Genomic DNA, 21,347 nt, shown 5'->3' with positions numbered 1-21,347 from the left:
ATGCCATATAGTCCCGCGCAGCGAGCCTTTTAGCAGAGTTTCGCCCCGGAAGGCCAGAGAATTCCGTAGCGCGATCCAAAAATCGAAAGAATCGCCACGGTTTGAGCGCCGCGCGCCGCTTCCGACTGGGCAGGAATGATAGCGTTTGCAGCGCCTTAGATAAGGCGTGAGATCGAATTCTGACGACAGTCGAAGAAGGTCCCGCCACAACTACGACGCAAAGCAGAGCGGTGAAGCGCGAAACTCAGATTCGGCGACCAGCCTCGAAGTGAGTTTGAACGGTCAGCGAAAGCAGGAGACGAAGGCTCGAGCGCCCGGAAACCGCCATGCACGATTCGCATAATCGATATTATGGAACCAAATGATCGGCGTCTCGGCGCGCCAGCGGCTTCAGACCTCCAGCGCCATGCCGTCAAAGGCCGGCGTGACATTTTCCGGCAGCGTCGTCTCTAGCGCGTCGTAATCCAGATCGACGTGAAGATCGGTCAGCACCGCGCGCTTGGGTTTGAAATGCTCGATGAAATCCAGCGCCTGTCCGACCGAGAGATGCGTGCCGTGCCGCTGATGGCGCAGCGCGTCGATGATCCAGAGATCGAGCCCTTCGAGATATTGCGCGCTCTCGGGCGGAATGGCGTGAAGGTCGGGCGTGTAGGCCACGTCGTCGAAGCGAAAGCCTAGCGCGTCCATGTCGCCATGGTCGAGGCGGAACGGCGTGGCGGCGATCGCGCCGCCGGGCCCGTCGATCGTCACCGCGCTCCCGAGATGCAGCCGATGTTCGGTCATCAGCGGCGGATAGAAGCTGCCGGGCGGCGTCTTGAAGATATAGTCGAACTTCTTGGCGAAGGCGCGTGACGTCGGCTCGTCCATATAGGCCGGGATGCGCCGTCCGCTCATAATCACGAGGCCGCGCAAATCGTCGACGCCATGCGTGTGATCGGCGTGCGGATGGGTGTAGAGGACAGCGTCGAGCCGCTTGACGTCGGCGTCGATGAGCTGTTCGCGCAGGTCTGGGCCGGTGTCCACGAGCACCTGCGTCGCCGCGTCAGCCGGACCGCGCGCGACAAGTATCGAGCAGCGCCGGCGCCGGTTCTTAGGGTTGTCGGGATTGCATTTCCCCCAGCCCTGCCCGACGCGCGGCACGCCGCCTGACGAGCCGCAACCGAGAATCCGGATTTTGAGGCTCACGCGGCGGCGTCCAAAGACGGCATTTTCGAAAAGAGCCGAAGCGCGTTTTCGGTCGTCGCGATGGCGAGTTCGGCGGCGCTGATTCCCTTGAGTTCCGCGAGGACGCGCGCGGTGTCGACGACAAAGGCCGGCTCATTGCGCTTGCCGCGATGGGGCGTCGGCGCGAGAAACGGCGCGTCGGTTTCGACCAGCATCCGCTCCAGCGGCACGTCGCGGGCGATCTCGCGCAGATATTCGGCGTTCTTGAACGTCACGACCCCGGAAAAGGAAATATGGAGCCCGAGCTCCAGCGCCGTCTCGGCGAGCCCGCGACCGCTGGTGAAGCAGTGGAGCAGGGCGGGGAAAGCTCCCTTCCCCATTTCATCCTTCAAGATGGCGGCGCAGTCGTCGTCCGCGTCGCGGGTGTGAATGACGAGCGGCAGGCCGGTTTCGCGGGCGGCCTCAACGTGAATGCGGAAAATCCGCTGCGCCACGTCGCGCGGCGCATGGTCATAGTGATAATCGAGCCCTGCTTCACCCAAGCCCACGCATTTTGGATGCTGGGAAAGGGCGACAAGCGCCTCCACCGTCGGCTCGGCTTCTTCATGCGCATGATGCGGATGCGTCCCCACCGTGCAAAACACGTCCGGATAGGCCTCGGCGACCGCCGCGACCTGCTCGAAGCGCGACAGATGCGTCGAAATCGTGATCATCCGCGCGACGCCGCGCGCCTTCGCGCGAGCGATCGTCTCCGTAAGCTCGGGCGCGAAATCCGGAAAATCCAGGTGGCAATGGGTGTCGATCAGCATCAGTCTCGGACAGGAAGGAGCAGCGTCGCACCGGCCGGACGCCGACATTTCCTGCCGCTCCGGGACACGCAGACGCGCTGGGGCCATGTCGCAATATGGCTTGCCCGGCGGAAAACACAAATATCTCACGCCAACTTCTTCGCCGCTCGGCGGCGCGGCGCTATATTTTTAAGCAGCCATTTAGAGCTATCCGCGCGCTGTCGCCCTCGCGCGGAACATTTGTAGATCAGGGAGGAATCAGTGACGCAAGCTTCCGTCCAGGACGGCGATGGACGCCCGCCGGCGACGATCAAGGACGTGATCGACGTGCTCGGAGAGATCGACGACGCGACGCTGTCGGCGATCATGGATTTGCGCCCGACGATCGCCGACGTCGAGGAGGCGTCGATGTTTATGTCCGGCGATCGGGACGTGTTCGGCGCCGGCGCGCCCCTTAAGGATGTGGCCGGCGAAATCGTCTCGCTTCTCGGCGGCGACGATGAAGAAAGCCTGCCGCCGGTGATATGAGCATCGCCGCATCGTCGAGAAGCGGCGGCGCTCAGGCGGTCAGACTGTTCCTATGCGGCGACGTGATGATCGGTCGGGGCGTCGATCAGATCCTTGCCGCGCCCTCCCCGCCCAAGCTGTACGAGGAATATGTTTCATCGGCCGAGGAATATGTTCGTTTGGCCGAAGCGGCGTCCGGGCCGATTCCGCGGCAGGTCGATCCCTCTTATATCTGGGGCGACGCGCTGGCCGAGCTTCGCGCAGAGGCGCCAGACGCGAGCATCGTCAATCTCGAAACGAGCGTAACGCACAGCGAGACGGCTGAAGCCAAGGCGATCAATTATCGCGCCAGTCCGCAGAATGCTAAATGTCTACTGGACCTTGGAGTCGATTGCTGCGCGCTTGCGAATAATCATGTTCTCGATTGGGGGCGCTCCGGCCTTATCGAGACTCTCGACACGCTCGATCGGCTTGGCGTCGCTTTCGCCGGCGCCGGACGCACGATCGATGATGCGCGGCGGCCGGCGATCTTGGACATTCCTCGAAAGGCGCGGGTCGTCGTTCTGTCCTTCGCCCTGCCCGACAGCGGGACGCCCTTCGACTGGGCGGCGACGCGCGCTACGCCGGGCGTCAATCTACTGCCTGACCTTTCCCCGACAAGCGCCGACCGCGCCTGCGATTGGGCGAGAAACGCCGTAAGGCCCGGCGATATTCTGGTGGCGTCAATCCATTGGGGCGCGAACTGGGGCTATCGCGTCTCGAACGCGCAAAGACAATTCGCGCATCGGCTTATTGAACAGGGCGGCGCCGCGATCATCCACGGACATTCGTCGCATCATCCGAAGGGAATAGAAGTCTATCGCAATCGTTTGATCCTTTATGGCTGCGGCGACTTTTTGAACGACTATGAAGGAATCGGCGGCTTCGAGAGTTTTCGCGGCGATCTTTCGCCGATGTATTTCGCTCATATCGAAGCAGCGAGCGGCGATCTTCTGCGACTTCGATTGTTCCCGCTGCGAATGCGGTGCATGCGTCTGGAGCGGGCGTCAGCCGCCGACGCCGAATGGCTGGCGCAAAGGCTCGATCGCGAAAGCGCGCCGTTCGGCGTTCGCGTCCTGCGCCACGAGGACGGCGCGCTGTCCGCCTCCTGGTGAAGCGGCGAATGACGCAGCGACGTCCGTGACAAAATCGCCGGGCTTCCCATCTAAGGTTGGTCGGCCGCAGGCCGAGCGTGATTGATTGCCGTCGCGCGAAATCAGACGCAGTCGGTAGCGGAGGCGGCTTGACCAACAGCGCGTGCGATTGTGTGGTTCAAAAACAATCGATGATGCATCGGCTGGCTGTCGGCTAATGGACGCGGGAGGCGGCATGATTTCTCGGCGTATTTTGCTCGCAGCCGGCGCCGTCCTGCCTTTTCGCGCCCTGGCGAAAGCACAGGAGCTATGGCTTTCACAGGCGCTGCCGGAAGGCGTGCGCGAAGCCGCCACGCTCGAGGCTCTCGCCGGCAAAAAGCCGCTGATCAAACTCAGCCATCGTCCGCCGAATTACGAAACGCCGATAGAGTATTTCCGCAACGCCATCACGCCCAACGAAGCGTTCTTCGTTCGCTATCACTTGAGCGGCATTCCAAGCGTTGACCCCAAGACATGGGAACTCTCGATTGCCGGCGACGGCGCGGAGAGCGAAGTCGCGATCAGCCTCGAGGAATTAAAGAGGATGACGTCGGCCGAAATCGTCGCCGTCAATCAGTGCTCCGGCAATCGGCGCGGTCTGTTCCAGCCGCATGTCGCCGGCGTGCAATGGGGCTACGGCGCAATGGGCTGCGCGCGTTGGCGGGGCGTGCGGCTGAAAGACCTGCTCGACAAGGTCGGCGTGAAGAAGGAGACGACGGAAGTTTCATTTGCCGGAGCCGACCGTCCCGCCGTCGACAAGACGCCGGCCTTCGTAAAGAGCATCCCGCTGGAGAAAGCGCTCGAAGACTCTGTTTTGGTGGCTTACGAAATGAACGGAGAACCGCTGCCCGCGCTCAACGGATTTCCAGCCCGCATCATTGTGCCCGGCTGGACGGCCACCTACTGGATGAAACATCTCGTCGCGATCAAGTTGCTGACCAGTCCGGAGCAATCATTTTGGATGCGCACCGCTTATCGCCTGCCTAAGGGCAAATTCCCTACGACGAGCAGCTTCGCGTCGCAGGAGACGGAATCGAACATTCCGATCACCGACATCATGGTGAATTCGCTGATTGCGTATCCTGTCGACGGCGCCGAAATCCACGGCGGCGTTGCGATCGAAGGCGTCGCTTGGGATGGCGGGACGGGCATCAAGGCAGTCGACATTTCGCTGGATGACGGCGCGACATGGCATGCGGCGCAACTTGGCGAGGACCTCGGGCGTTTCGCATTCCGCGCGTTCAGTTTCCAGGTTCCAAGCGACGCGACAGGCAAGATCGCCGTCACCGCACGCGCGACCAATAACGCGGGCGAGACGCAAGGGCGGGATCTGATCCAAAATCCGGGCGGCTATCATCACAATGCGATGCAGACCGTCACGCTGAATGTGATCTAGGAGGGCGCTGTGAAGCCTATGCCGATCATGAGCATCGCGGCAATTCTCGTCGCCGGCGCCGCTCATGCCGCGGAAAGGCCGGTTGCGCTGAAAGCGGCGCCAGGGCTCGACAAGGTGGAGGCCAATTGTGCGGCGTGCCACAGCCTCGTCTATATTCAAATGAACTCGCCATTCCTCCCGGCCGAGAAATGGGATGCCGAAGTAACGAAAATGATCAGCGTGATGGGCGCGCGGATCAGCGAGTCCGACGCAAAAGCAATCGCCGATTATCTAAAGCAGAATTACGGCGAGCAAAGCGCGGCAAAATAGAACCGGCTTGAAGAGCTGAAAGGGATGTCACAATTCGCTCATCGCCGGCGCGGGTCGCCGCGAAGCCGATGACAAAAATGCCGGCGCTCCCCATCTAAGCGCCGTTACCCGCAGGCGGAGCGCGATCCATGGCCATCATCCTCAACCACGCCATCGTGCCGGCGCACGATAATGACGCAGCGGCGCGCTGGTTCGCGCGAATTTTCGGGCTGCGCTACGATGGCCCCAAGGGCCATTTCGCGCCGGTGAAGGTCAATGATTCGCTGACGCTGCTGTTCGACACGGACAACTCCTTTGGAGTCGGCCATTACGCCTTCCATGTCAGCGACGATGAGTTCGACGGGATTTTCGGGCGGGTGAAAGCGGAAGGCTTGGTCTTTGGCAGCGCGCCCGGTCGATTCACGGACGGCCAGCTCAATGACTGGAACGGCGGTCGCGGCGTCTATTTCAAGAGCCCGGACGGCCATATCCTGGAGTTGATGACCGCGCCGCAATAGCCAGCGGCTTAGGCGACCCTCGCCTCGTAAAAAATCGCTTGCATCGGCAGCCGCATGGGATTGTGGCCGAGCTCTTGCGCGAGTCTTTCGGCGAGCTCTTCGACAATGGACTCGGCGTCGACGCCGCCGCGTTCGCGCAGCTGTTCGACCAGCGGACTGCCGAACACGAATCCTCTCGCAAAATCCATCGGGTCGGCCACTTCAGCGACGCGCGGCCGAATGGAAACGCGGATGTCTGTGAAGCCGGCGTCGATCAGCGATTCCTTGATCGGATCGATCTCGGCGCAGCAAAAGGCGAGAAATTGCGGCGGATCGCCCGGAAAAAACCGTTCTATCGCCTCCAGTCCCAGGCGCGGAAAAGGATTGTAGCGGGGCGCATCCCAGACGCTGAACAAATATCGGCCGCTCGGCCGCAGAATCCGTCGCGCTTCACGATGCGCGCGGTCCTTGTCGGGAAAGAACATCAGACCGAACTGGCAGACGATCGCGTCGAAGGCGCTGTCGGCGAAAGGCAGATTCGATGCGTCGGCTGGCCCGAAGCTCACCTGCTCATCGGCGCCGAATTTCGACTTCGCCAGGTCGAGCATCGGCGCGTTGAGGTCGGTTGCGGTCAGTCGCGCCTGCGGGCCGAGCCCGTCGCGCAGCTTGCGCGTGACGATTCCCGTTCCGGCTGCAGTTTCGAGAACGTCGACGGGACCGTTCGCGGCCGCCAAACGAGCCATGTCCGCAGCAAAGTCATGAAAAATGACCGGGCCGAGGCTGCGGTCATAGTATTGGGGAACATCCCCGACGAAGCGCGCCGTATCGCTGATCGCCACGTGGTTCTCGCAGCGGAAGTTGGCGCTCGCCGCAGACCCCTGCCTGGCTGAGGACGGGATCTGCGGCGACGCTACAATGAGCTTACTACTGCGCGGGCGGCGTTTCGGCCGCAGGCTCCTCGGCCGCCGGCTTCGGCTTCGGTTTGGGCTTCGGCTTCGGCTTCGGCTTGGGTTTCGGCTTGGGCGCCGGCGCGGGCGCCGGCTCGGGAGTCGCAGCCGGCTCCGGAGCGGCGGCAGGCGCTGCTTCCTGCGGCGGCGGAGCGGGAGGCGCTTCTTCAGTAGCCGTTGGAGGGGGAGCGGGCGCCGGCGCCGGCGCGCGCTCCTGCTCATTTGGAGTTTCGACGGCCGACGGCTGCTCAGCCGGGGGTGTTTCGGGCTCCGCCGGCGATGCCGAGACGTCCGGCTGCGCCGGCGCCTCCGATTCGGCCGGAGCGGCAGCGGGCTCTTCGGCCGGCGCGCCCTCCTCGGTTGGAGCCGCCGGTTTAAACCGGCCTTCGATCGCCGCTTTCAGATTGGCGACGCCCTCTGTCGGCGCCGCGTAGATTCCCAATACGAATCCGATCGCGCCGAAGATGACTGCCGTCAGGATCGTTGAAATACCCCGCGCCATTCCGTGAGTTCCTCCGTGAGAAATGAGACGATTAGAGATACGACGCAACCAAGGCGGATGCTGCTGCGCGAACTCGATCGAGCGGCGCGTTGGGCGGCTCCTTCAAGTGAAGCCCCGAGTAGACATATTCGCACGTCAGGAGTTTGACCGGCAAGCCCGCAACGGCCGACGCCAATTATGTCGCCGCCGTCCCCCCTTTCAAACGCCTGATTGTGGTGAGCGCGTGGCGAAGGCAAAGGGCGTCCGGCGTCACTTGAGGCGGCAGTCAAAGCCGGCAGTGGGCTGCTCCCCGGAAGGGAGCGGCACGGTCGTCGGCTTGGCGAGCGGGCACCACGTGCCGAGATTGACCACATAGGCGCTCGCCCAATCGCGATCCGCCCGGTATTTGGACAAATCTTCCGCCGCCTTCAAACTGTCGGCATAATGAATGACGACGGCCCACGCGGATTTTCGACGATAGAGAATAATGTCCGAATCGGCTGGCGCGAGCCCTTTCGCCTTGATCGCTTGCTGATTGGCCGTGGATGGGACGCTCGACGCAATCAAAACGACGCCGAAACCCCTTTCGCTGGACGGCGCGACGGGTCCCGGGGGCGGAGCCGGCTCGGGCTCCGGGGCCGGCGGCGGCGTCGGAGAAACGGCGGAGACCGCGGCCGATGGCGGCGGCGTGATCGGAGCGGGCGCCGGCGGCTGGTCCGCTTCTCTTTTCGAGATCGAAAACCACATTAATCCGGCGCCGAGAAACATGACGAACAGCGCCGGCCCGTTGAGCTCCATCTCAATGGCTGGCAATTTAATCTTGCTCATGCCGCCGCCGGAAAATTTAAAGGGGAGCAGGACCAGTCCGGTCAGAATGAGCGCCAGTCCGAACCAAAACATGATCTGCAGGTCGCTGATGCTCATGTCGCTCTCCTCATCGAATGCGCAGTTCACGAATCAATCTTGAAACGTTTCGTTTGCGACATCAGCGCGCCTCGTCCTCCACGAAACGCGGGAACGCCGGGGTCGGCGGCGGCAGCGGCGCGCCCTCCTGGAGCGCGTTCCCTTCGCCCGCGTGGGCGAAGTCACGCTCGTCCGGACCGACGTCCAGGAGATCGAGCAGCTTGCCGGCGGACTCAGGGACAAACGGCTGCAACGGAATCGCCAGCCGGCGCAGGACCTCGGCAGTGACGTAGAGAACGGTCTCCATGCGCGCGGGATCAGACTTCTTCTTCGCCCATGGCTCTTCCGCGGCGAAATAGCGATTGGCCTCGGCGACGACGCGGAAGATTTCCGCGAGCGCATGATGCGGCGCGTAATCCGCCATCGCCGCCCGCGCCTTCGCCAACGCGTCGGCGGCTTGTGCAAGAATGTCCTTGTCGGCTTCCGTAAGCGTATGTTTACGCGGTACGGCGCCCATACAATTCTTGGCGATCATCGACAGCGACCGCTGCGCCAGATTGCCGAGGTCGTTGGCGAGATCGGCATTGATGCGGTTGACGATCGCTTCATGCGAATAATTGCCGTCCTGGCCGAAAGGAATTTCCCGCAGGAAGAAATAGCGCAGCTGATCGACGCCATAGCGCTCGGCGAGCTCGATCGGATCGACGACATTGCCGAGCGACTTCGACATTTTCTCGCCACGCGAGAACAGGAAGCCATGCACGACGATCTGCTTGGGGAGAGGCGCGCCCGCCGACATCAGGAACGCCGGCCAGTAGATCGCGTGAAAGCGGGTGATGTCCTTGCCGATGACATGCGCGTCGGCGGGCCAGAACCGCGCCTTGTTTACGTCTTCCGTAAGGAATCCCGTAGCCGTTACGTAATTCGTAAGAGCGTCAACCCAGACATACATCACATGCTTGGCGCTGGTTTGCAGGCTTGGCGGGATCTCGATGCCCCAGTCGAAGGTCGTGCGGGAGACCGAAAGGTCGGTCAGTCCCCGCTTCACGAAGGCGACGATCTCATTCCTGTAGTGTTCGGGCGTGATGAACTCCGGATACGCCATGTAATGCGCCAGCAGCCGTTCCGCATAGGCTGATAGTTTAAAGAACCAGCTCTCCTCCTCGACCCACTCGACCGGCGTGCCGGTCGGCGCAAACTTCTTGCCGTCGCGCTCGGTCAACTCGTCGGCGTCGTAATAGGCCTCGTCGCGCACCGAATACCAGCCGACGTATTTGGAGAGATAGAGATCGCCGTTCGCCTCCATGCGCCGCCAGATTTCAAGCACGGTCTCCTTGTGGCGCTGCTGCGTGGTGCGCACGATGTCGTCGGCGCGGGCGTTGAGCGCCTCGCCCATGCGGGCGAATTGCGCGGCGGTGCGGTCGGCGAGCGCCTGCGGCGTCAGCCCTTCCTTCTCGGCAGTTCGCTGCATTTTCTGGCCGTGCTCGTCCATGCCGGTGACGAAAAGCACGTCACAGCCGTCGAGCCTCTTCCACCTCGCGAAGGCGTCGGTGGCGATGCGCTCATAGGCGTGGCCGATATGCGGCGCGCCATTCGCGTAAGGAATGGCGGTGGTGATCATGTAGGGGGGGCGTTCTGGCATGGCTCGGGTCTAGCGCGGTTTGGCGACGCGGGAAAGCGTGCTGCGGCGTCGCGGCTGATCGGCGACTCCCCTTTCCGCCTCCCATGCGCTAGGCTGATCGCCCGGATCGGACGCCGGAGCGTGAAGCATGAGCGCACCCAGAAGCGCGCCGAGAGACCTTGCGCGGCGCTTCGCCACGAAGCGCGAAACCCGCGGCGGCGGCGGCTGGCGGCGCGAGAGCTTCACGCTCGAGCGCGGCGAGGCGCGGGCGAAGGCGCGCGAATGGTTCGAGCGTTTTCCTAAAGCCGCCTATATGACCGAAATCGAGTTCTGGCGCGAATTGGACGACGGCCGCATCGAATTCACCATCCGCCGTCTGCCGAGCGCCGACTAGGTCTGCGCCGCAAATTGAGCGCGCCGACTGTGCGAGCCTGGTGGCTCGCGGTCCAGGATGCGCCGCCCTTGGAACGCGAGCCTCCAGGCTCGCCAATGCTCCGCCAATTCCGTTATTTCATGGCCGTAGAGTAAGCTTGCGTCGCGCTATTCCGGCCCCACGTCCGGCGTGCGCCAGCCGAGATGCTGGCCGCTGTCGACGGCGATCATCTGCCCGGTGACGCTTTTAGCTCGGCTAAGGTAAATGACGGCGTCGACCACGCCCGAAACGTCGGCGGCGCGCTCCAGCGGCACGCCGCGCGCCTCCAGCTCGAACTCCTTCTCGCCAAGCGCGGCGTTGGGAAAGACCGGGCCCGGCCCCACCGCATTGACGCGGATGCGCGGGGCGAAGGCCTGGGCCATGGTCTGCGTCGCCGCCCAAAGCGCCGATTTCGACAGCGTATAGGTGAACTGACGCGGGGTAAGACGCCAGACGCGCTGGTCGAGAATATTGACGATCGCGCCATTGGCCGGCTCCGGCAGCGCCGCCGCGAAGTCGCGCGACAAAAGCAGCGGCGCGCGCAGATTGATCTGCATCTGCCGTTCGTAAATCTCCAGCGTGAAGTCATCGGCGGCGTCGATTTCGAAGATCGAGGCGTTGTTGATGAGGAGCCGCAACGGCCCGAAGGCTTCGCCGGCCCGCTCAATAAGGCGTTGCGTCGAATCCGCGTCGGCGAGATCGGCGATCGCCGCCGCCGCACGGCCGCCGCGCTTGCGGATCGCATGCGCCGCGAGTTCGGCTTCCTCCGCCGAACGGGGAGAGGCGTGCAGCACGACCGGCCGGCCTTCGCGCGCAAACCGCTCGGCGATGGCGAGCCCGATGCGGCGCGGCGCGCCGGTGACCAGCACAGGACCGTCTGCGTCGTCGCCTTCGCTCATGCGCCTCCCCTGCTGCCGAAGGCTTAAATCAGCTCTGGGCGTCCTCGCCCTCGCCGACATCGCCAATATGTTCGACCGAGACGACGCGCTCGTCTTCCGCCGTGTCGAAGACGATGACTCCCTGAGCGCCGCGCCCGGCGATGCGGATGCCGTCGACTGGGCAGCGGATCAGCTGGCCGCCATCGGTCACCAGCATGATTTCGTCGCCATGGCCGACTGGGAAAGAGGCGATGAGCTTGCCGTTTCTGGCGTTGACCGCCATCGCGACGATGCCTTTGCCGCCGCGACCGGTCGTACGATATTCGTAAGAGCTCGTACGCTTTCCGTAACCGTTTTCGGAGACGGTCAGAATGATCTGCTCGGCCGCTTGCATTTCGTAAAAACGCGTATCCGAAAGTTCGACGGCGCCCGTCGCCTCCTCGGCCTCGGCGCCGGCCTCGGGCGAAACGTCTTCGCCCATCCGCCGGCGCAGCGCATTGGCGCGCTTCAGATAGGCGGCGCGCTCCTCGCCGGTCGCCTCGAAATGATTGAGGATCGACAGCGAGATCACCCGATCGCCGTCTCCCAGCGCCACGCCGCGCACGCCCATCGAGGTGCGCCCTTGAAAGACGCGGACCTCGGGTACGGCGAAACGGATGCAATGCCCGTCGCGCGTCGTCAGCAGCACGTCGTCATGTTCGGTCGCGGTCGCGACGTCGACGATCGCCTCGCCCGCGTCGAGCTTCATGGCGATGAGGCCGTTGCGGCGCACGTCGACGAAATCGGAAAGCTTGTTTCGTCTCACCGTGCCGCTCGTCGTCGCGAAGATGACGTCGAGCGTCGCCCAGCTCTCTTCATCCTCGGGAAGCGGCATGATGGTGGTGATGCGCTCGTTCTGCTCGAGCGGCAGCAGATTAACGAGCGCCTTGCCGCGCGCCTGCGGCGCGGAGAGCGGCAGTCTCCAGACCTTTTCCTTGTAAGCCTTGCCGAGCGAGGAAAAGAACAGCACCGGCGTATGGGTATTGGCGACGAAGAGCCGATGTACGAAATCCTCCTCCTTCGTCTGCATGCCGGAGCGGCCTTTGCCGCCGCGCCGCTGCGCGCGATAGGTCGAGAGCGGCACGCGCTTGATATAGCCGGCGTGCGAGACAGTGACCACCATGTCTTCGCGCGCGATCAGGTCCTCGTCCTCGACCTCGCCATCGGCTTCGATGATCTGGGTTCGGCGCGGCGTCGCATGCGCTTCCCGAACCGACAGCAACTCTTCCTTGACGATGCCGAAGAGGCGTTCGCGCGAGCGCAAAATATCGAGATAGTCGGCGATTTCGGCGGCAAGCTTGTTCAAAGCTTCGGAAATCTCCTCGCGGCCGAGCGCGGTCAGCCGCTGCAGACGCAGATCGAGAATGGCGCGCGCCTGCGCTTCCGAAAGCCGGATGGCGCCGTCGTCGGTGAGCTTGTGGCGCGGATCGGCGATCAGCTCGACGAGCGGCGCCATGTCCTTCGCCGGCCAGTCGCGTCCCATCAGCGCCTCACGCGCGGCGGCGGCGTCAGGCGAGGTGCGGATCAGCCGGATGACTTCATCGATATTGGCGACGGCGATCGCGAGGCCGACCTGCAGATGGGCGTTGTCGCGCGCCTTGTTGAGGCGGAATTTGGTGCGCCTTGTGACGACCGTTTCGCGGAAATCGACGAAAGCGCGCAACACGTCATGGAGCGTCATCAGCTCCGGGCGCCCGCCGTTCAGCGCGATCATATTGACGGGGAAGCTCGTCTGCAGCGCGGTGTGGCGCCACAGCTGGTTCAACACGACGTCGGCGACAGCCTCGCGTTTCAGTTCGACGACGATGCGCATGCCGTCGCGATCGGACTCGTCGCGCAGATCGGCGACGCCTTCGATCTTCTTTTCCCGCACCAGTTCCGCGATGCGCTCGATCAGCGCCGCTTTGTTCACCTGATAGGGAATTTCGGTAAAGATGATCGCTTCGCGATCCTTGCGCAGAGTCTCAATCTCGGACCTGGCGCGCATGATGATCGAACCGCGCCCCGTCGCGAAAGCGTTGCGAATGCCGCCGCGCCCGAGGATTGTCGCCGCCGTCGGGAAGTCGGGCCCGGGCACGATCTCCATCAGTTCCGCGACGGTGATGTCGGGCCGGCCGATCATCGCGATGCAGGCGTCGATCATTTCGCCGAGATTATGCGGCGGGATGTTCGTCGCCATGCCGACCGCGATGCCGCCGGCGCCATTGACCAGCAAATTGGGAAAGCGCGCCGGCAGGACGGTCGGCTCATGCTCCTTGCCGTCGTAGTTCGCTTGAAAGTCGACGGTGCCTTCGTCGATGTCTTCGAGCAGCGCCAGCGCGGGCTTGGCGAGCCGCGACTCGGTATAGCGCATCGCCGCCGGCGGATCATTGTCGACCGACCCGAAATTGCCCTGCCCGTCGATGAGCGGCAGCCGCATCGAAAAGGGCTGCGCCATGCGCACCAGCGCGTCGTAGATCGCCGCGTCGCCATGCGGGTGATATTTGCCCATCACGTCGCCGACGATGCGCGCCGACTTCACATAGGCCTTGTCCGGCGTATGCCCGTTCTCATGCATCGAAAACAAGATGCGACGGTGCACCGGCTTCAACCCGTCGCGGACATCCGGCAGCGCGCGCGACACGATCACGCTCATCGCGTAATCGAGATAGCTGCGCTTCATCTCGTCAGTGATCGAGACCGGCTTGATGTCGGAGCCGGGCTTGTCGGAATCGTCTTTTTTGGTGTCGTCGTCGGCCAAGTGAGCGCCAGTTCAAGGGTAGCGTCTAGTTGACATGTCTATAGGCGATTCGAGCGGGCGACGCCAGCCTTAGCGGCTTGTGAACAACAATGTATTTCAAATGCTTATCGCCTTATTCGCCGTCCCTTGTCACAATGGAGGCCGGGCTTTTGACGTCCTGCCTTTCCTCGCGGCCGGCTTCGACCTTTTCGGGCCCGCCCGTAGAGCGGCCTCAACCGCCGATTTGGCCCAGAAAACGAGTTCGTCGGCATCCTCAAACGCCTGTTCAGGGAGGCTCCAATAGGAAATCGTGACCGGCCGGTCCTTGGCTTGATAGACGAAAGGCCGGGAGCCCGCCTCTTGAAACCGAGGCGCGCTTTGGCGGTCGGCCTTCAGATAGATTTCGCCGCCAGCTTCAATAGCGAAGAACAGGCCATCGGCGTAAACGCCATGGCCGCCGAACATGCGTTTCACTGAAACCGCGGCAAAGGGGGCGAACAGCTCTTCGATACGCGCGCGGTCCATCAGCGACTCCAATGGATTCAGGACCCCCGATCTATGACGCCGCGCCGAGCTTCTCTGCGTCGGCCGGCTTCAGCTCGACGCTTTCGCCGCAGCCGCAGGCAGACGTTTGATTGGGGTTTTCGAACACGAAAGTCGACGAAAACTGTGTCGTCTTCACGTCCATCGTCGTCCCGAGCAGATAGAGCACCGCCGCGGCGTCGACGATGACGCGACCGCCATCGACGTCAATGATCTCGTCGCCCTTCTTCGGTTCGGCGATCTCCATTTTGTAGGACATGCCGGCGCAGCCGCCCTTCTCCACCGAGACGCGCAGCCCGTTCCCTTCATCGGCCCCCGCAAGCAGTCCGCGCACGCGCTCGGCCGCCGCGGGGCTAACGTTCATCACGCTCATTTTCATCGTGCCAGTCATCGCAAAACCGTTCCCGCTAACGCCCGTTCACCACATATCGAGCGCGAGACGCGCATCATCCGACATGCGGCTTTGGTCCCAGGGCGGATCGAACACCATGTTGACCTTCACCTCGCTGACGCCGGGAACGGCGCTGACCGCATTCTTGACCCAGAGAGGCATTTCCCCGGCGACCGGACAGCCCGGCGCGGTCAGCGTCATGTCGATCTCGACAAGCCCTCCGTTCGAGATGTCGACCCGGTAAATCAGGCCAAGCTCATAGATATCGGCAGGAATTTCCGGATCATAGACGGTCTTCAGCGCCTTCACGATGTCGTTCGTCAGCCGCTCGTTTTCAATGGCCTCGGGGGTTCTCTCCGATGCTGCGGCTTCGGCTGCGCTTGGGTTGGGAGCATCGTTCATGAGCGCGCAGTTCTCGTCAGGCGAAAAGAGAGCGGGCCTTTTCCAGCGCCTCCGCCAGCCGGTCGATCTCCTCGCGCGTATTGTAAAGCGCGAAGGAGGCGCGACAGGTGGAGGTGACGCCGAAGCGGGAGAGAAGAGGCATAGCGCAATGCGTTCCGGCGCGCACCGCGACGCCGGATCGATCGATCACCGTGGCGATGTCGTGAGCATGCGCCGCCGCCATGTCGAAGGAAATGATCGGACCTTTGTCCGGCGCCTGCCCATAGATTTTCAGCCCCTCGATCTGTGACAGTCGCTGATGGGCATAGGCGGTCAGCGCCGCTTCATGGGCGCGGATCGCCTCCCGGCCGAGGCTCTCCATGTAATCGAGGGCAGCGCCAAGCCCCACGGCCTGAGCGATCGGCGGCGTGCCGGCTTCGAACCGTTGTGGCGGTTCGTTGTAGGTGACGGCGTCGCGCGTCACGGTTTCGATCATCTCGCCGCCGCCAGCATAGGGCGGCAGAGCCTCGAGCCACTTGCGCTTGCCGTAAAGCGCGCCGATTCCGGTCGGGCCATAGAGCTTGTGGCCGGTCAGCACATAGAAGTCGACGTCGAGCGCCTGCATGTCGACGTCAAGATGGACCGCGCCCTGCGAACCGTCGACGCAGAGCGGAACGCCATGGGCGTGCGCGATGCGGGCGACATCGGCGACCGGGGTCGGCGCGCCGAGCACATTCGACATATGAGTCAGCGTCACGATCTTGGTGCGCTTCGAAAAGAGCTTCTCGAAAGCTTCAAGATCGAAGCGGCCGTCCTCATCGACATCAAGCCACTTCAGAACGGCGCCCTTGCGCTCACGCAGGAAATGCCAGGGCACGATGTTGGAGTGGTGCTCCATCAGCGAAAGGATGATCTCGTCGCCTTCGCCGATATGCGCCTCGCCGAAGGAGGACGCGACGAGATTTAAGGCTTCGGTCGCGCCGCGGGTGAAAATGATTTCATCGGTCGATTGCGCATTGAGGAAGCGGCGAACCGTTTCGCGCGCGCCCTCATACGCTTCTGTCGAGGCGTTGGCGAGATAATGCAGGCCGCGATGCACATTGGCGTATTCATGTTCGTAGAATTGCGCCACGCGTTCGATCACGGCGTGGGGCTTTTGCGCCGAAGCGGCGTTATCGAGATAGACGAGCGGTTTGCCATATGGACGCTCGGCAAGAATCGGGAAGTCGGCGCGAACCGCCTCGATGTCGTAAGCCGTCTTTATGCGAGCGATCTCATTCATCGAGCGATCCTTCGAGACAGCCAATCGCTCACGCGATCCACGAGAAACGCCTTCAATTGCTCGTCTTCGAGCGCCTCCATCGCTTCAATCGCGAAGCCTTCGATGAGCAGCGCTTCGGCTTCGCGGCGCGGCAGACCGCGCGCGCTCAAGTAAAACAATTGGTCCTTGTCGAGCCTGCCGCATGTCGCGCCATGGCCGCACTGAACATCGTCGGCGAAGATTTCGAGTTCCGGCTTGTTGTTCATCGTCGCGCCGTCCGAGAGCAGCACGGCTTTCGACTGCATAACGCCGTCGGTTTTCTGCGCGCCGGAGCGCACGATGATCTTGCCCTGAAACACGCCGACGCTCTGATCGTCGAGAATATTACGAAAACATTCCCGGCTTGCGCCGTTGGGTTTCGAATGGTCGACAATCAGCGTCGTGTCGGCGTGCAGCCGACCGCGCCCCAGCGTCGCGCCATTGAAGCGGGCGCTTGCCAATTCTCCGTCAAGCCGCGCGAAAATCTGCCGGCGATTCAGGCCCTCACCCTCGATCAAAGCGAAAGAAGCGATCTTTGCGCCGGCGTCGAGATGCGCGAGCAGCGACGCGACGCGGATCGAATGATCGACGCCGCCCGAGAGATGCGTCACGAGATCGACCTGGGCATTTTCTGCCAATCGAAGCACGAGCGCGCTATTGTCCTGCGCCGGCGCCGCCGACAGCGCGCCAAGCGTTTCGATCAATGTCGCCTGAGCGCCCTCGCCCAGCATGATCAGCGCGCGCGTATAGGTCGACTGCGCCGCGTCGGCGGACGCGATCGTCGCTAGTTCGATCGCGCGGCCGATGCTGGCGCCCGGCGCGATCTCTACGACGACGCCGTCCTGCATCAACGCTGCATTGAGCGTGAGGACCGAATCCTGCGCGCCAATGTCGGCGCTCGCCAGCGCGGACAGGACATGGGGCTCACCCTTAGTCAGCGTCTCGCGCAGAGATTGGACGAGAACGCCTTCGGGAAGCCGCGCGATGTCGGAAAGATCGGGCCGGAAAACGCCATCGAGCGTCACGAGCCGCAGCGAGTCATGCGTACGCGGCAAGGACAGCGCGGCGTGCGAAGCGGTGGCGAGCGGCGCCGGCCTGCTCATCGCCGCCCTGAGGTCGGTGTAATGCCAAGATTCCACGCGGCGGCTCGGCAGGCCAAGCTCGGAGAACGCGGCCCACGCCGCGGCGCGCAGACGCGGCGCGCCCTTGTCGCGCATCTCTTCGTAGAACGACGAAAGCGTCGCTTCCGCTTCGCTCGCCAGTTTGATCATCGCCTCACGCCGCCTCTTGCGCGATGTAATCCTGATAGCCGCGTTCTTCCAGCTCCAGAGCAAGCTCCGGACCGCCTGACCGCACGATCCGCCCCTGCGCCATGACATGCACCGTGTCGGGCCTGATATATTCGAGCAGACGTTGATAATGGGTGATGACGACGAAGGCGCGTTCAGGCGCGCGCAACGCGTTGACGCCGTCCGCGACGATTCGCAGCGCGTCGATGTCGAGCCCCGAATCCGTTTCGTCGAGAATGGCGAGACGCGGCTGCAGAAGCGCCATCTGCAGGATTTCCATCCGCTTTTTCTCGCCCCCGGAGAATCCAGCGTTGAGCGGCCGGCGCAGCATGTCCTGCGAAACGCCGAGCGAGGCGGCGGCCTCTTTTACGCGCTTTAAGAGTTCTGGAGTCGGCAATTCCGCTTCGTCGCGGGCGCGCCGCTGTGCATTGAGCGCCGCTTTGAGAAAGGTCATGGTCGCGACGCCGGGAATTTCGACCGGATATTGGAAGGCGAGGAAAACGCCCTTGGCGGCGCGCTCATGCGGCTCAAGATCAAGAATATTCTCGCCGTTGAGGCGGACTTCGCCTTGCGTCACCTCATAGCCTTCGCGGCCGGCGACGACGTAGGAGAGCGTCGATTTGCCGGTCCCGTTCGGTCCCATGATCGCTGCGACTTCGCCAGCCTTTACGGTGAGCGTCAGGCCCTTGAGAATCTCGCGGTCGCCGACGGCGACGTGCAGGTCCTTGATGTCGAGCATGGTAATTTTACTCTTCCCGGTTTCTAGCGTCATGGCCGGCCTTGAGCCGGCCATCCACGTATTGGCGCTCGCGAACCTTCGTCGAACGCGGCGCCGTAGGTTGGCGTGGATGGCCGGGACGAGCCCGGCCATGACGCTGAAACAATCACCCCACGCTCCCTTCGAGCGAAATCGAGATCAGCTTTTGCGCCTCGACCGCGAATTCCATCGGCAGCTGCTGCAGCACGTCGCGCACGAAGCCGTTGACGATCAGCGCCGTCGCTTCCTCTTCCGAGAGCCCGCGCTGCATCGCATAGAACAGCTGGTCCTCGGAAATCTTAGATGTCGTCGCCTCATGTTCGAACTGCGCGCTTGGGTTCTTCGACTCAATATAAGGAACCGTATGCGCGCCGCAGTCATGGCCGATCAGCAGACTGTCGCATTGCGTGAAGTTGCGCGCGCCTTCCGCCTTGCGATGCGCCGACACCTGGCCGCGATAAGTGTTCTGCGACCTGCCCGCCGAAATCCCCTTCGAGATGATGCGGCTCCTGGTGTTCTTGCCGAGATGCAGCATTTTGGTGCCGCTGTCGACCTGCTGATAGCCGTTCGACACCGCGATCGAATAGAACTCGCCTTGCGAGCCGTCGCCGCGCAGAATGCATGACGGATATTTCCAGGTGATCGCCGAGCCGGTCTCGACCTGTGTCCAGGAGATGTGCGAATTGCGGCCGCGGCAATCGCCGCGCTTGGTGACGAAATTGTAAATCCCGCCCCTGCCCTCGCTGTCGCCGGGATACCAATTCTGCACGGTTGAATATTTGATCTCCGCATCGTCGAGCGCGACGAGTTCCACGACCGCAGCATGAAGCTGGTTTTCATCGCGCTTGGGCGCCGTGCAGCCTTCGAGATAGGAGACGTAAGCGCCTTCATCGGCGATGATCAGCGTGCGTTCGAACTGCCCGGTCTTCTGCTCGTTGATTCGGAAATAGGTGGAAAGCTCCATCGGGCAGCGCACCCCCTTTGGAATGTAGACGAAGGAGCCGTCTGAGAAGACCGCGCTGTTCAGCGTCGCGTAGAAATTATCGGTCACCGGCACGACCGAGCCGAGATATTTTTGCACCAGCTCCGGATGCGTCTGCACGGCTTCCGAAATCGGGCAGAAGATCACGCCGGCGCGCGCCAGTTCTTCCTTGAAGGTCGTCGCCACCGACACTGAGTCGAACACCGCGTCGACCGCCACTTTGCGGGTTTCGACGCCAGCGAGAATTTCCTGCTCGCGCAGCGGAATGCCGAGCTTCTCATATGTGCGCAACAATTCCGGATCGACCTCGTCGAGCGACTTCGGACCGGCCGTCGATTTCGGCGCGGCGTAGTAGTAAAGGTCCTGGAAGTCGATGCGCGGATAATGCACGCGCGCCCAGCGCGGCTCAGGCATCGTCACCCAGCGCCGGTAGGCGTCCAAGCGCCAGTCGGTGAGCCATTGCGGCTCGTTCTTTTTGGCCGAGATGAAACGAACGATGTCTTCATTCAGGCCCTTTGGGGCCTTTTCCGATTCGATATCGGTCGAGAAGCCGTATTTATAGGCGTCGACGTCGATTGACGCGACACGCGCAACGGTCTCCTGACGGGCCGCCATTTTTCTTTCTCCTCGTCACGACGGGTTCAAGGCCCGCCGGCCGATCGTTCCGCCGCGGCCTAGCCCCATTTTGGCGTCGACTAGGCGGCGGGATGTCGCGACCTCATGCGGTCCACGACACGTGCAAGAACCTTTCCAAATAGTTCTACATCCTCTTGCGTCGAAGACCAACCGAAACTGGCCCTCAGCGCCTCCTTTTCCGCTGCGCCCATTGCTGCAAGCACATGAGATTCCATCATCTTCCCTGATGAACAGGCCGATCCTGCGGAAAGCGCGACATTCTCCAGATCAAGCGCCATCAGCATGGTGCGCGCGGCGAGGCCGGGAATTGTAAAAGCGCTGGCGTTCGGCGCGCGCGGCGCCCCTAAACCGTAGAATCGGGAATCGGGCGCGATTTTCAAGACTTGCCGCTCCAGCTCGTCGCGCAAATCGGCGAGCCGCGACCCCTCGCCGGCCACGACGGTGGTCGCCGCTGTCAGCGCCGCCGCAAATCCGGCGATTCCCGAGACATTCTCGGTTCCCGCGCGGCGTCCAAACTCCTGGCCGCCGCCGCGCAGCATCGGCGCATCGAGATGCAGGCTCTCGTCTCGGAAGGCGAGCGCGCCGACGCCCATTGGCCCGCCGAGCTTATGTGAGGAAAAGAACAATATGTCCGCGTCTGTCGACGCGAATGTCGTCTCACGCCGGCCGAGGGATTGGACGGCGTCGCAAACGACGACGCCATTCGCGGCATGGATCAGCGCCGCCGCCTCGGCGACCGGCTGAATGACGCCGGTCTCATTATTCACGGCCTGCAGCGACAGCATCACGCGCGCGCCGGCGCGCCGCGCCAGCGCCGCCGTCAGCGCCTCGAGCGAAATCGTCCCCTCGCTGGTCAGCGGAACCGTCTCCACCATATCGCGCGGAAAGCGATGGCCCTGCATGACACAGAGATGCTCTCCGGCGCCGATTAACAGCACGTCGGTCGGCGACGCGTCGCCATCTCGGCGAAGCGCTGGCGAAAGCGCGAGGCTCGCCGCCTCGGTGGCGCCGCTCGTAAAGACGATTCCGCGCCGAGGTCCGCCGATTGCCCGGGCGACGGCGGCCCGAGCGTCTTCGAGCAACGCCTTAGCCGCCCGTCCTTCGGCATGGACCGATGAGGGATTGCCCAGAGTCTCCAGCGCATCGAACATCGCGGCCCGCGCCTCGGGGCGCAGCGGCGAGGTTGCGTTGTGATCGAGATAGGCGCGCCTGGTCATGGGCTGACCATTCTAGCAGATGGCGTCGATCCCGGCGCG

At 63.0% G+C, this 21,347-nt stretch carries 22 protein-coding genes; 6 read left to right on the top strand and 16 right to left on the bottom strand.

Annotated elements, in window-relative coordinates; genetic code table 11:
• Nucleotides 1-390: 390 nt before the first annotated feature.
• Both AB7I51_RS02820 and AB7I51_RS02815 read right to left on the bottom strand, forming a co-directional pair.
• Nucleotides 391-1,185 carry an MBL fold metallo-hydrolase gene (locus tag AB7I51_RS02820; RefSeq protein ID WP_428402654.1) on the bottom strand — a complete coding sequence of 265 codons (795 nt, stop codon included), beginning with the start codon at nt 1,183-1,185 and terminating at the stop codon, nt 391-393.
• Complete coding sequence (locus tag AB7I51_RS02815; protein WP_428402734.1) at nt 1,182-1,973, bottom strand: TatD family hydrolase; 792 nt, start codon at nt 1,971-1,973, stop codon at nt 1,182-1,184. Before AB7I51_RS02815 ends, AB7I51_RS02820 begins: the two co-directional genes overlap by 4 nt.
• 240 nt (nt 1,974-2,213) lie before the next feature.
• Here AB7I51_RS02815 and AB7I51_RS02810 point away from each other — a divergent pair, with 240 nt between their 5' ends.
• The 5 genes from AB7I51_RS02810 (at nt 2,214) to AB7I51_RS02790 (ending at nt 5,833) form a co-directional block, all read left to right on the top strand.
• Nucleotides 2,214-2,480, top strand: coding sequence for a hypothetical protein (locus AB7I51_RS02810; protein ID WP_428402655.1), 267 nt, complete (start codon nt 2,214-2,216; stop codon nt 2,478-2,480).
• Complete coding sequence (locus AB7I51_RS02805; protein WP_428402656.1) at nt 2,477-3,613, top strand: CapA family protein; 1,137 nt, start codon at nt 2,477-2,479, stop codon at nt 3,611-3,613. The genes AB7I51_RS02810 and AB7I51_RS02805 overlap by 4 nt, the downstream gene beginning before the upstream one ends.
• Before the next feature lie 214 nt (nt 3,614-3,827).
• Nucleotides 3,828-5,027 (top strand): molybdopterin-dependent oxidoreductase, encoded by a 1,200-nt coding sequence (locus AB7I51_RS02800; RefSeq protein ID WP_428402657.1) that lies wholly within the window; start codon nt 3,828-3,830, stop codon nt 5,025-5,027.
• 18 nt (nt 5,028-5,045) lie between these two features.
• Complete coding sequence (locus tag AB7I51_RS02795; RefSeq protein WP_428402735.1) at nt 5,046-5,336, top strand: c-type cytochrome; 291 nt, start codon at nt 5,046-5,048, stop codon at nt 5,334-5,336.
• A 128-nt stretch (nt 5,337-5,464) separates the two neighbouring features.
• Nucleotides 5,465-5,833 carry a VOC family protein gene (locus tag AB7I51_RS02790; RefSeq protein ID WP_428402658.1) on the top strand — a complete coding sequence of 123 codons (369 nt, stop codon included), beginning with the start codon at nt 5,465-5,467 and terminating at the stop codon, nt 5,831-5,833.
• Nucleotides 5,834-5,841: 8 nt separating this feature from the next.
• Here AB7I51_RS02790 and AB7I51_RS02785 read toward each other — a convergent pair whose 3' ends face one another.
• The 4 genes from AB7I51_RS02785 to metG all read right to left on the bottom strand — a co-directional run bounded on the left by AB7I51_RS02785 (nt 5,842) and on the right by metG (nt 9,785).
• Nucleotides 5,842-6,651: a class I SAM-dependent methyltransferase gene (locus tag AB7I51_RS02785; protein ID WP_428406107.1), complete on the bottom strand. Its 810-nt coding sequence runs from the start codon at nt 6,649-6,651 to the stop codon at nt 5,842-5,844.
• Nucleotides 6,652-6,736: 85 nt separating this feature from the next.
• Nucleotides 6,737-7,261, bottom strand: coding sequence for a hypothetical protein (locus tag AB7I51_RS02780; RefSeq protein ID WP_428402660.1), 525 nt, complete (start codon nt 7,259-7,261; stop codon nt 6,737-6,739).
• A gap of 249 nt (nt 7,262-7,510) precedes the next feature.
• The gene (locus tag AB7I51_RS02775) at nt 7,511-8,164 is read right to left on the bottom strand and encodes a hypothetical protein (protein WP_428402661.1); all 654 of its coding nucleotides are present in this window, start codon (nt 8,162-8,164) and stop codon (nt 7,511-7,513) included.
• Nucleotides 8,165-8,225: 61 nt separating this feature from the next.
• Complete coding sequence (metG, locus tag AB7I51_RS02770; protein WP_428402662.1) at nt 8,226-9,785, bottom strand: methionine--tRNA ligase; 1,560 nt, start codon at nt 9,783-9,785, stop codon at nt 8,226-8,228.
• Between the two features lie 127 nt (nt 9,786-9,912).
• Between metG and AB7I51_RS02765 the strand changes: the two genes are divergently transcribed.
• Nucleotides 9,913-10,158, top strand: coding sequence for a hypothetical protein (locus tag AB7I51_RS02765; protein ID WP_428402663.1), 246 nt, complete (start codon nt 9,913-9,915; stop codon nt 10,156-10,158).
• Nucleotides 10,159-10,304: 146 nt separating this feature from the next.
• Here the strand turns inward: AB7I51_RS02765 and AB7I51_RS02760 are convergent, their stop codons facing one another.
• The 10 genes from AB7I51_RS02760 to AB7I51_RS02715 all read right to left on the bottom strand — a co-directional run bounded on the left by AB7I51_RS02760 (nt 10,305) and on the right by AB7I51_RS02715 (nt 21,308).
• On the bottom strand, nt 10,305-11,075 hold the full coding sequence (locus AB7I51_RS02760; protein WP_428402664.1) for an SDR family oxidoreductase: 771 nt from the start codon (nt 11,073-11,075) through the stop codon (nt 10,305-10,307).
• Between the two features lie 28 nt (nt 11,076-11,103).
• Nucleotides 11,104-13,833 (bottom strand): DNA gyrase subunit A, encoded by a 2,730-nt coding sequence (gyrA, locus tag AB7I51_RS02755; RefSeq protein ID WP_428402665.1) that lies wholly within the window; start codon nt 13,831-13,833, stop codon nt 11,104-11,106.
• A gap of 129 nt (nt 13,834-13,962) precedes the next feature.
• Nucleotides 13,963-14,337 carry a TfoX/Sxy family protein gene (locus AB7I51_RS02750; protein WP_428402666.1) on the bottom strand — a complete coding sequence of 125 codons (375 nt, stop codon included), beginning with the start codon at nt 14,335-14,337 and terminating at the stop codon, nt 13,963-13,965.
• A gap of 31 nt (nt 14,338-14,368) precedes the next feature.
• On the bottom strand, nt 14,369-14,728 hold the full coding sequence (locus AB7I51_RS02745; RefSeq protein ID WP_428402736.1) for a HesB/IscA family protein: 360 nt from the start codon (nt 14,726-14,728) through the stop codon (nt 14,369-14,371).
• A gap of 45 nt (nt 14,729-14,773) precedes the next feature.
• Complete coding sequence (locus tag AB7I51_RS02740) at nt 14,774-15,148, bottom strand: SUF system Fe-S cluster assembly protein (RefSeq protein ID WP_428402667.1); 375 nt, start codon at nt 15,146-15,148, stop codon at nt 14,774-14,776.
• 16 nt (nt 15,149-15,164) lie between these two features.
• The gene (locus AB7I51_RS02735) at nt 15,165-16,409 is read right to left on the bottom strand and encodes a cysteine desulfurase (protein WP_428402668.1); all 1,245 of its coding nucleotides are present in this window, start codon (nt 16,407-16,409) and stop codon (nt 15,165-15,167) included.
• Nucleotides 16,406-17,698, bottom strand: a complete 1,293-nt coding sequence (sufD, locus tag AB7I51_RS02730) for a Fe-S cluster assembly protein SufD (protein WP_428402669.1) — start codon at nt 17,696-17,698, stop codon at nt 16,406-16,408. Before sufD ends, AB7I51_RS02735 begins: the two co-directional genes overlap by 4 nt.
• 4 nt (nt 17,699-17,702) lie before the next feature.
• The gene (gene sufC / locus AB7I51_RS02725; RefSeq protein WP_428402737.1) at nt 17,703-18,455 is read right to left on the bottom strand and encodes a Fe-S cluster assembly ATPase SufC; all 753 of its coding nucleotides are present in this window, start codon (nt 18,453-18,455) and stop codon (nt 17,703-17,705) included.
• Nucleotides 18,456-18,600: 145 nt separating this feature from the next.
• Nucleotides 18,601-20,070: a Fe-S cluster assembly protein SufB gene (gene sufB / locus AB7I51_RS02720; protein WP_428402670.1), complete on the bottom strand. Its 1,470-nt coding sequence runs from the start codon at nt 20,068-20,070 to the stop codon at nt 18,601-18,603.
• An 80-nt stretch (nt 20,071-20,150) separates the two neighbouring features.
• Nucleotides 20,151-21,308, bottom strand: a complete 1,158-nt coding sequence (locus AB7I51_RS02715) for a cysteine desulfurase family protein (protein WP_428402671.1) — start codon at nt 21,306-21,308, stop codon at nt 20,151-20,153.
• Between the last annotated feature and the right edge of the window lie 39 nt (nt 21,309-21,347).

Origin of the sequence: Methylocystis sp. (assembly GCF_050246715.1) — a bacterium.
Lineage (GTDB): Bacteria > Pseudomonadota > Alphaproteobacteria > Rhizobiales > Beijerinckiaceae > Methylocystis.
The sequence above is the reverse complement of the archived record's forward strand: the minus strand, read 5'-3'. Positions and strand labels throughout refer to the sequence as shown.

Coding starts and splice junctions, on each gene's coding strand:
- sufB (WP_428402670.1), bottom strand. CDS start 20,070: ATGGCGGCCCGTCAGGAGACCGTTGCGCGTGTCGCGTCAATCGACGTC.
- AB7I51_RS02750 (WP_428402666.1), bottom strand. CDS start 14,337: ATGGACCGCGCGCGTATCGAAGAGCTGTTCGCCCCCTTTGCCGCGGTT.
- AB7I51_RS02775 (WP_428402661.1), bottom strand. CDS start 8,164: ATGAGCATCAGCGACCTGCAGATCATGTTTTGGTTCGGACTGGCGCTC.
- AB7I51_RS02740 (WP_428402667.1), bottom strand. CDS start 15,148: ATGAACGATGCTCCCAACCCAAGCGCAGCCGAAGCCGCAGCATCGGAG.
- AB7I51_RS02760 (WP_428402664.1), bottom strand. CDS start 11,075: ATGAGCGAAGGCGACGACGCAGACGGTCCTGTGCTGGTCACCGGCGCG.
- AB7I51_RS02800 (WP_428402657.1), top strand. CDS start 3,828: ATGATTTCTCGGCGTATTTTGCTCGCAGCCGGCGCCGTCCTGCCTTTT.
- sufD (WP_428402669.1), bottom strand. CDS start 17,698: ATGATCAAACTGGCGAGCGAAGCGGAAGCGACGCTTTCGTCGTTCTAC.
- AB7I51_RS02765 (WP_428402663.1), top strand. CDS start 9,913: ATGAGCGCACCCAGAAGCGCGCCGAGAGACCTTGCGCGGCGCTTCGCC.
- AB7I51_RS02735 (WP_428402668.1), bottom strand. CDS start 16,409: ATGAATGAGATCGCTCGCATAAAGACGGCTTACGACATCGAGGCGGTT.
- AB7I51_RS02745 (WP_428402736.1), bottom strand. CDS start 14,728: ATGAGCGTGATGAACGTTAGCCCCGCGGCGGCCGAGCGCGTGCGCGGA.
- metG (WP_428402662.1), bottom strand. CDS start 9,785: ATGCCAGAACGCCCCCCCTACATGATCACCACCGCCATTCCTTACGCG.
- AB7I51_RS02815 (WP_428402734.1), bottom strand. CDS start 1,973: ATGCTGATCGACACCCATTGCCACCTGGATTTTCCGGATTTCGCGCCC.
- AB7I51_RS02795 (WP_428402735.1), top strand. CDS start 5,046: ATGCCGATCATGAGCATCGCGGCAATTCTCGTCGCCGGCGCCGCTCAT.
- AB7I51_RS02780 (WP_428402660.1), bottom strand. CDS start 7,261: ATGGCGCGGGGTATTTCAACGATCCTGACGGCAGTCATCTTCGGCGCG.
- sufC (WP_428402737.1), bottom strand. CDS start 18,455: ATGCTCGACATCAAGGACCTGCACGTCGCCGTCGGCGACCGCGAGATT.
- AB7I51_RS02805 (WP_428402656.1), top strand. CDS start 2,477: ATGAGCATCGCCGCATCGTCGAGAAGCGGCGGCGCTCAGGCGGTCAGA.
- AB7I51_RS02790 (WP_428402658.1), top strand. CDS start 5,465: ATGGCCATCATCCTCAACCACGCCATCGTGCCGGCGCACGATAATGAC.
- AB7I51_RS02715 (WP_428402671.1), bottom strand. CDS start 21,308: ATGACCAGGCGCGCCTATCTCGATCACAACGCAACCTCGCCGCTGCGC.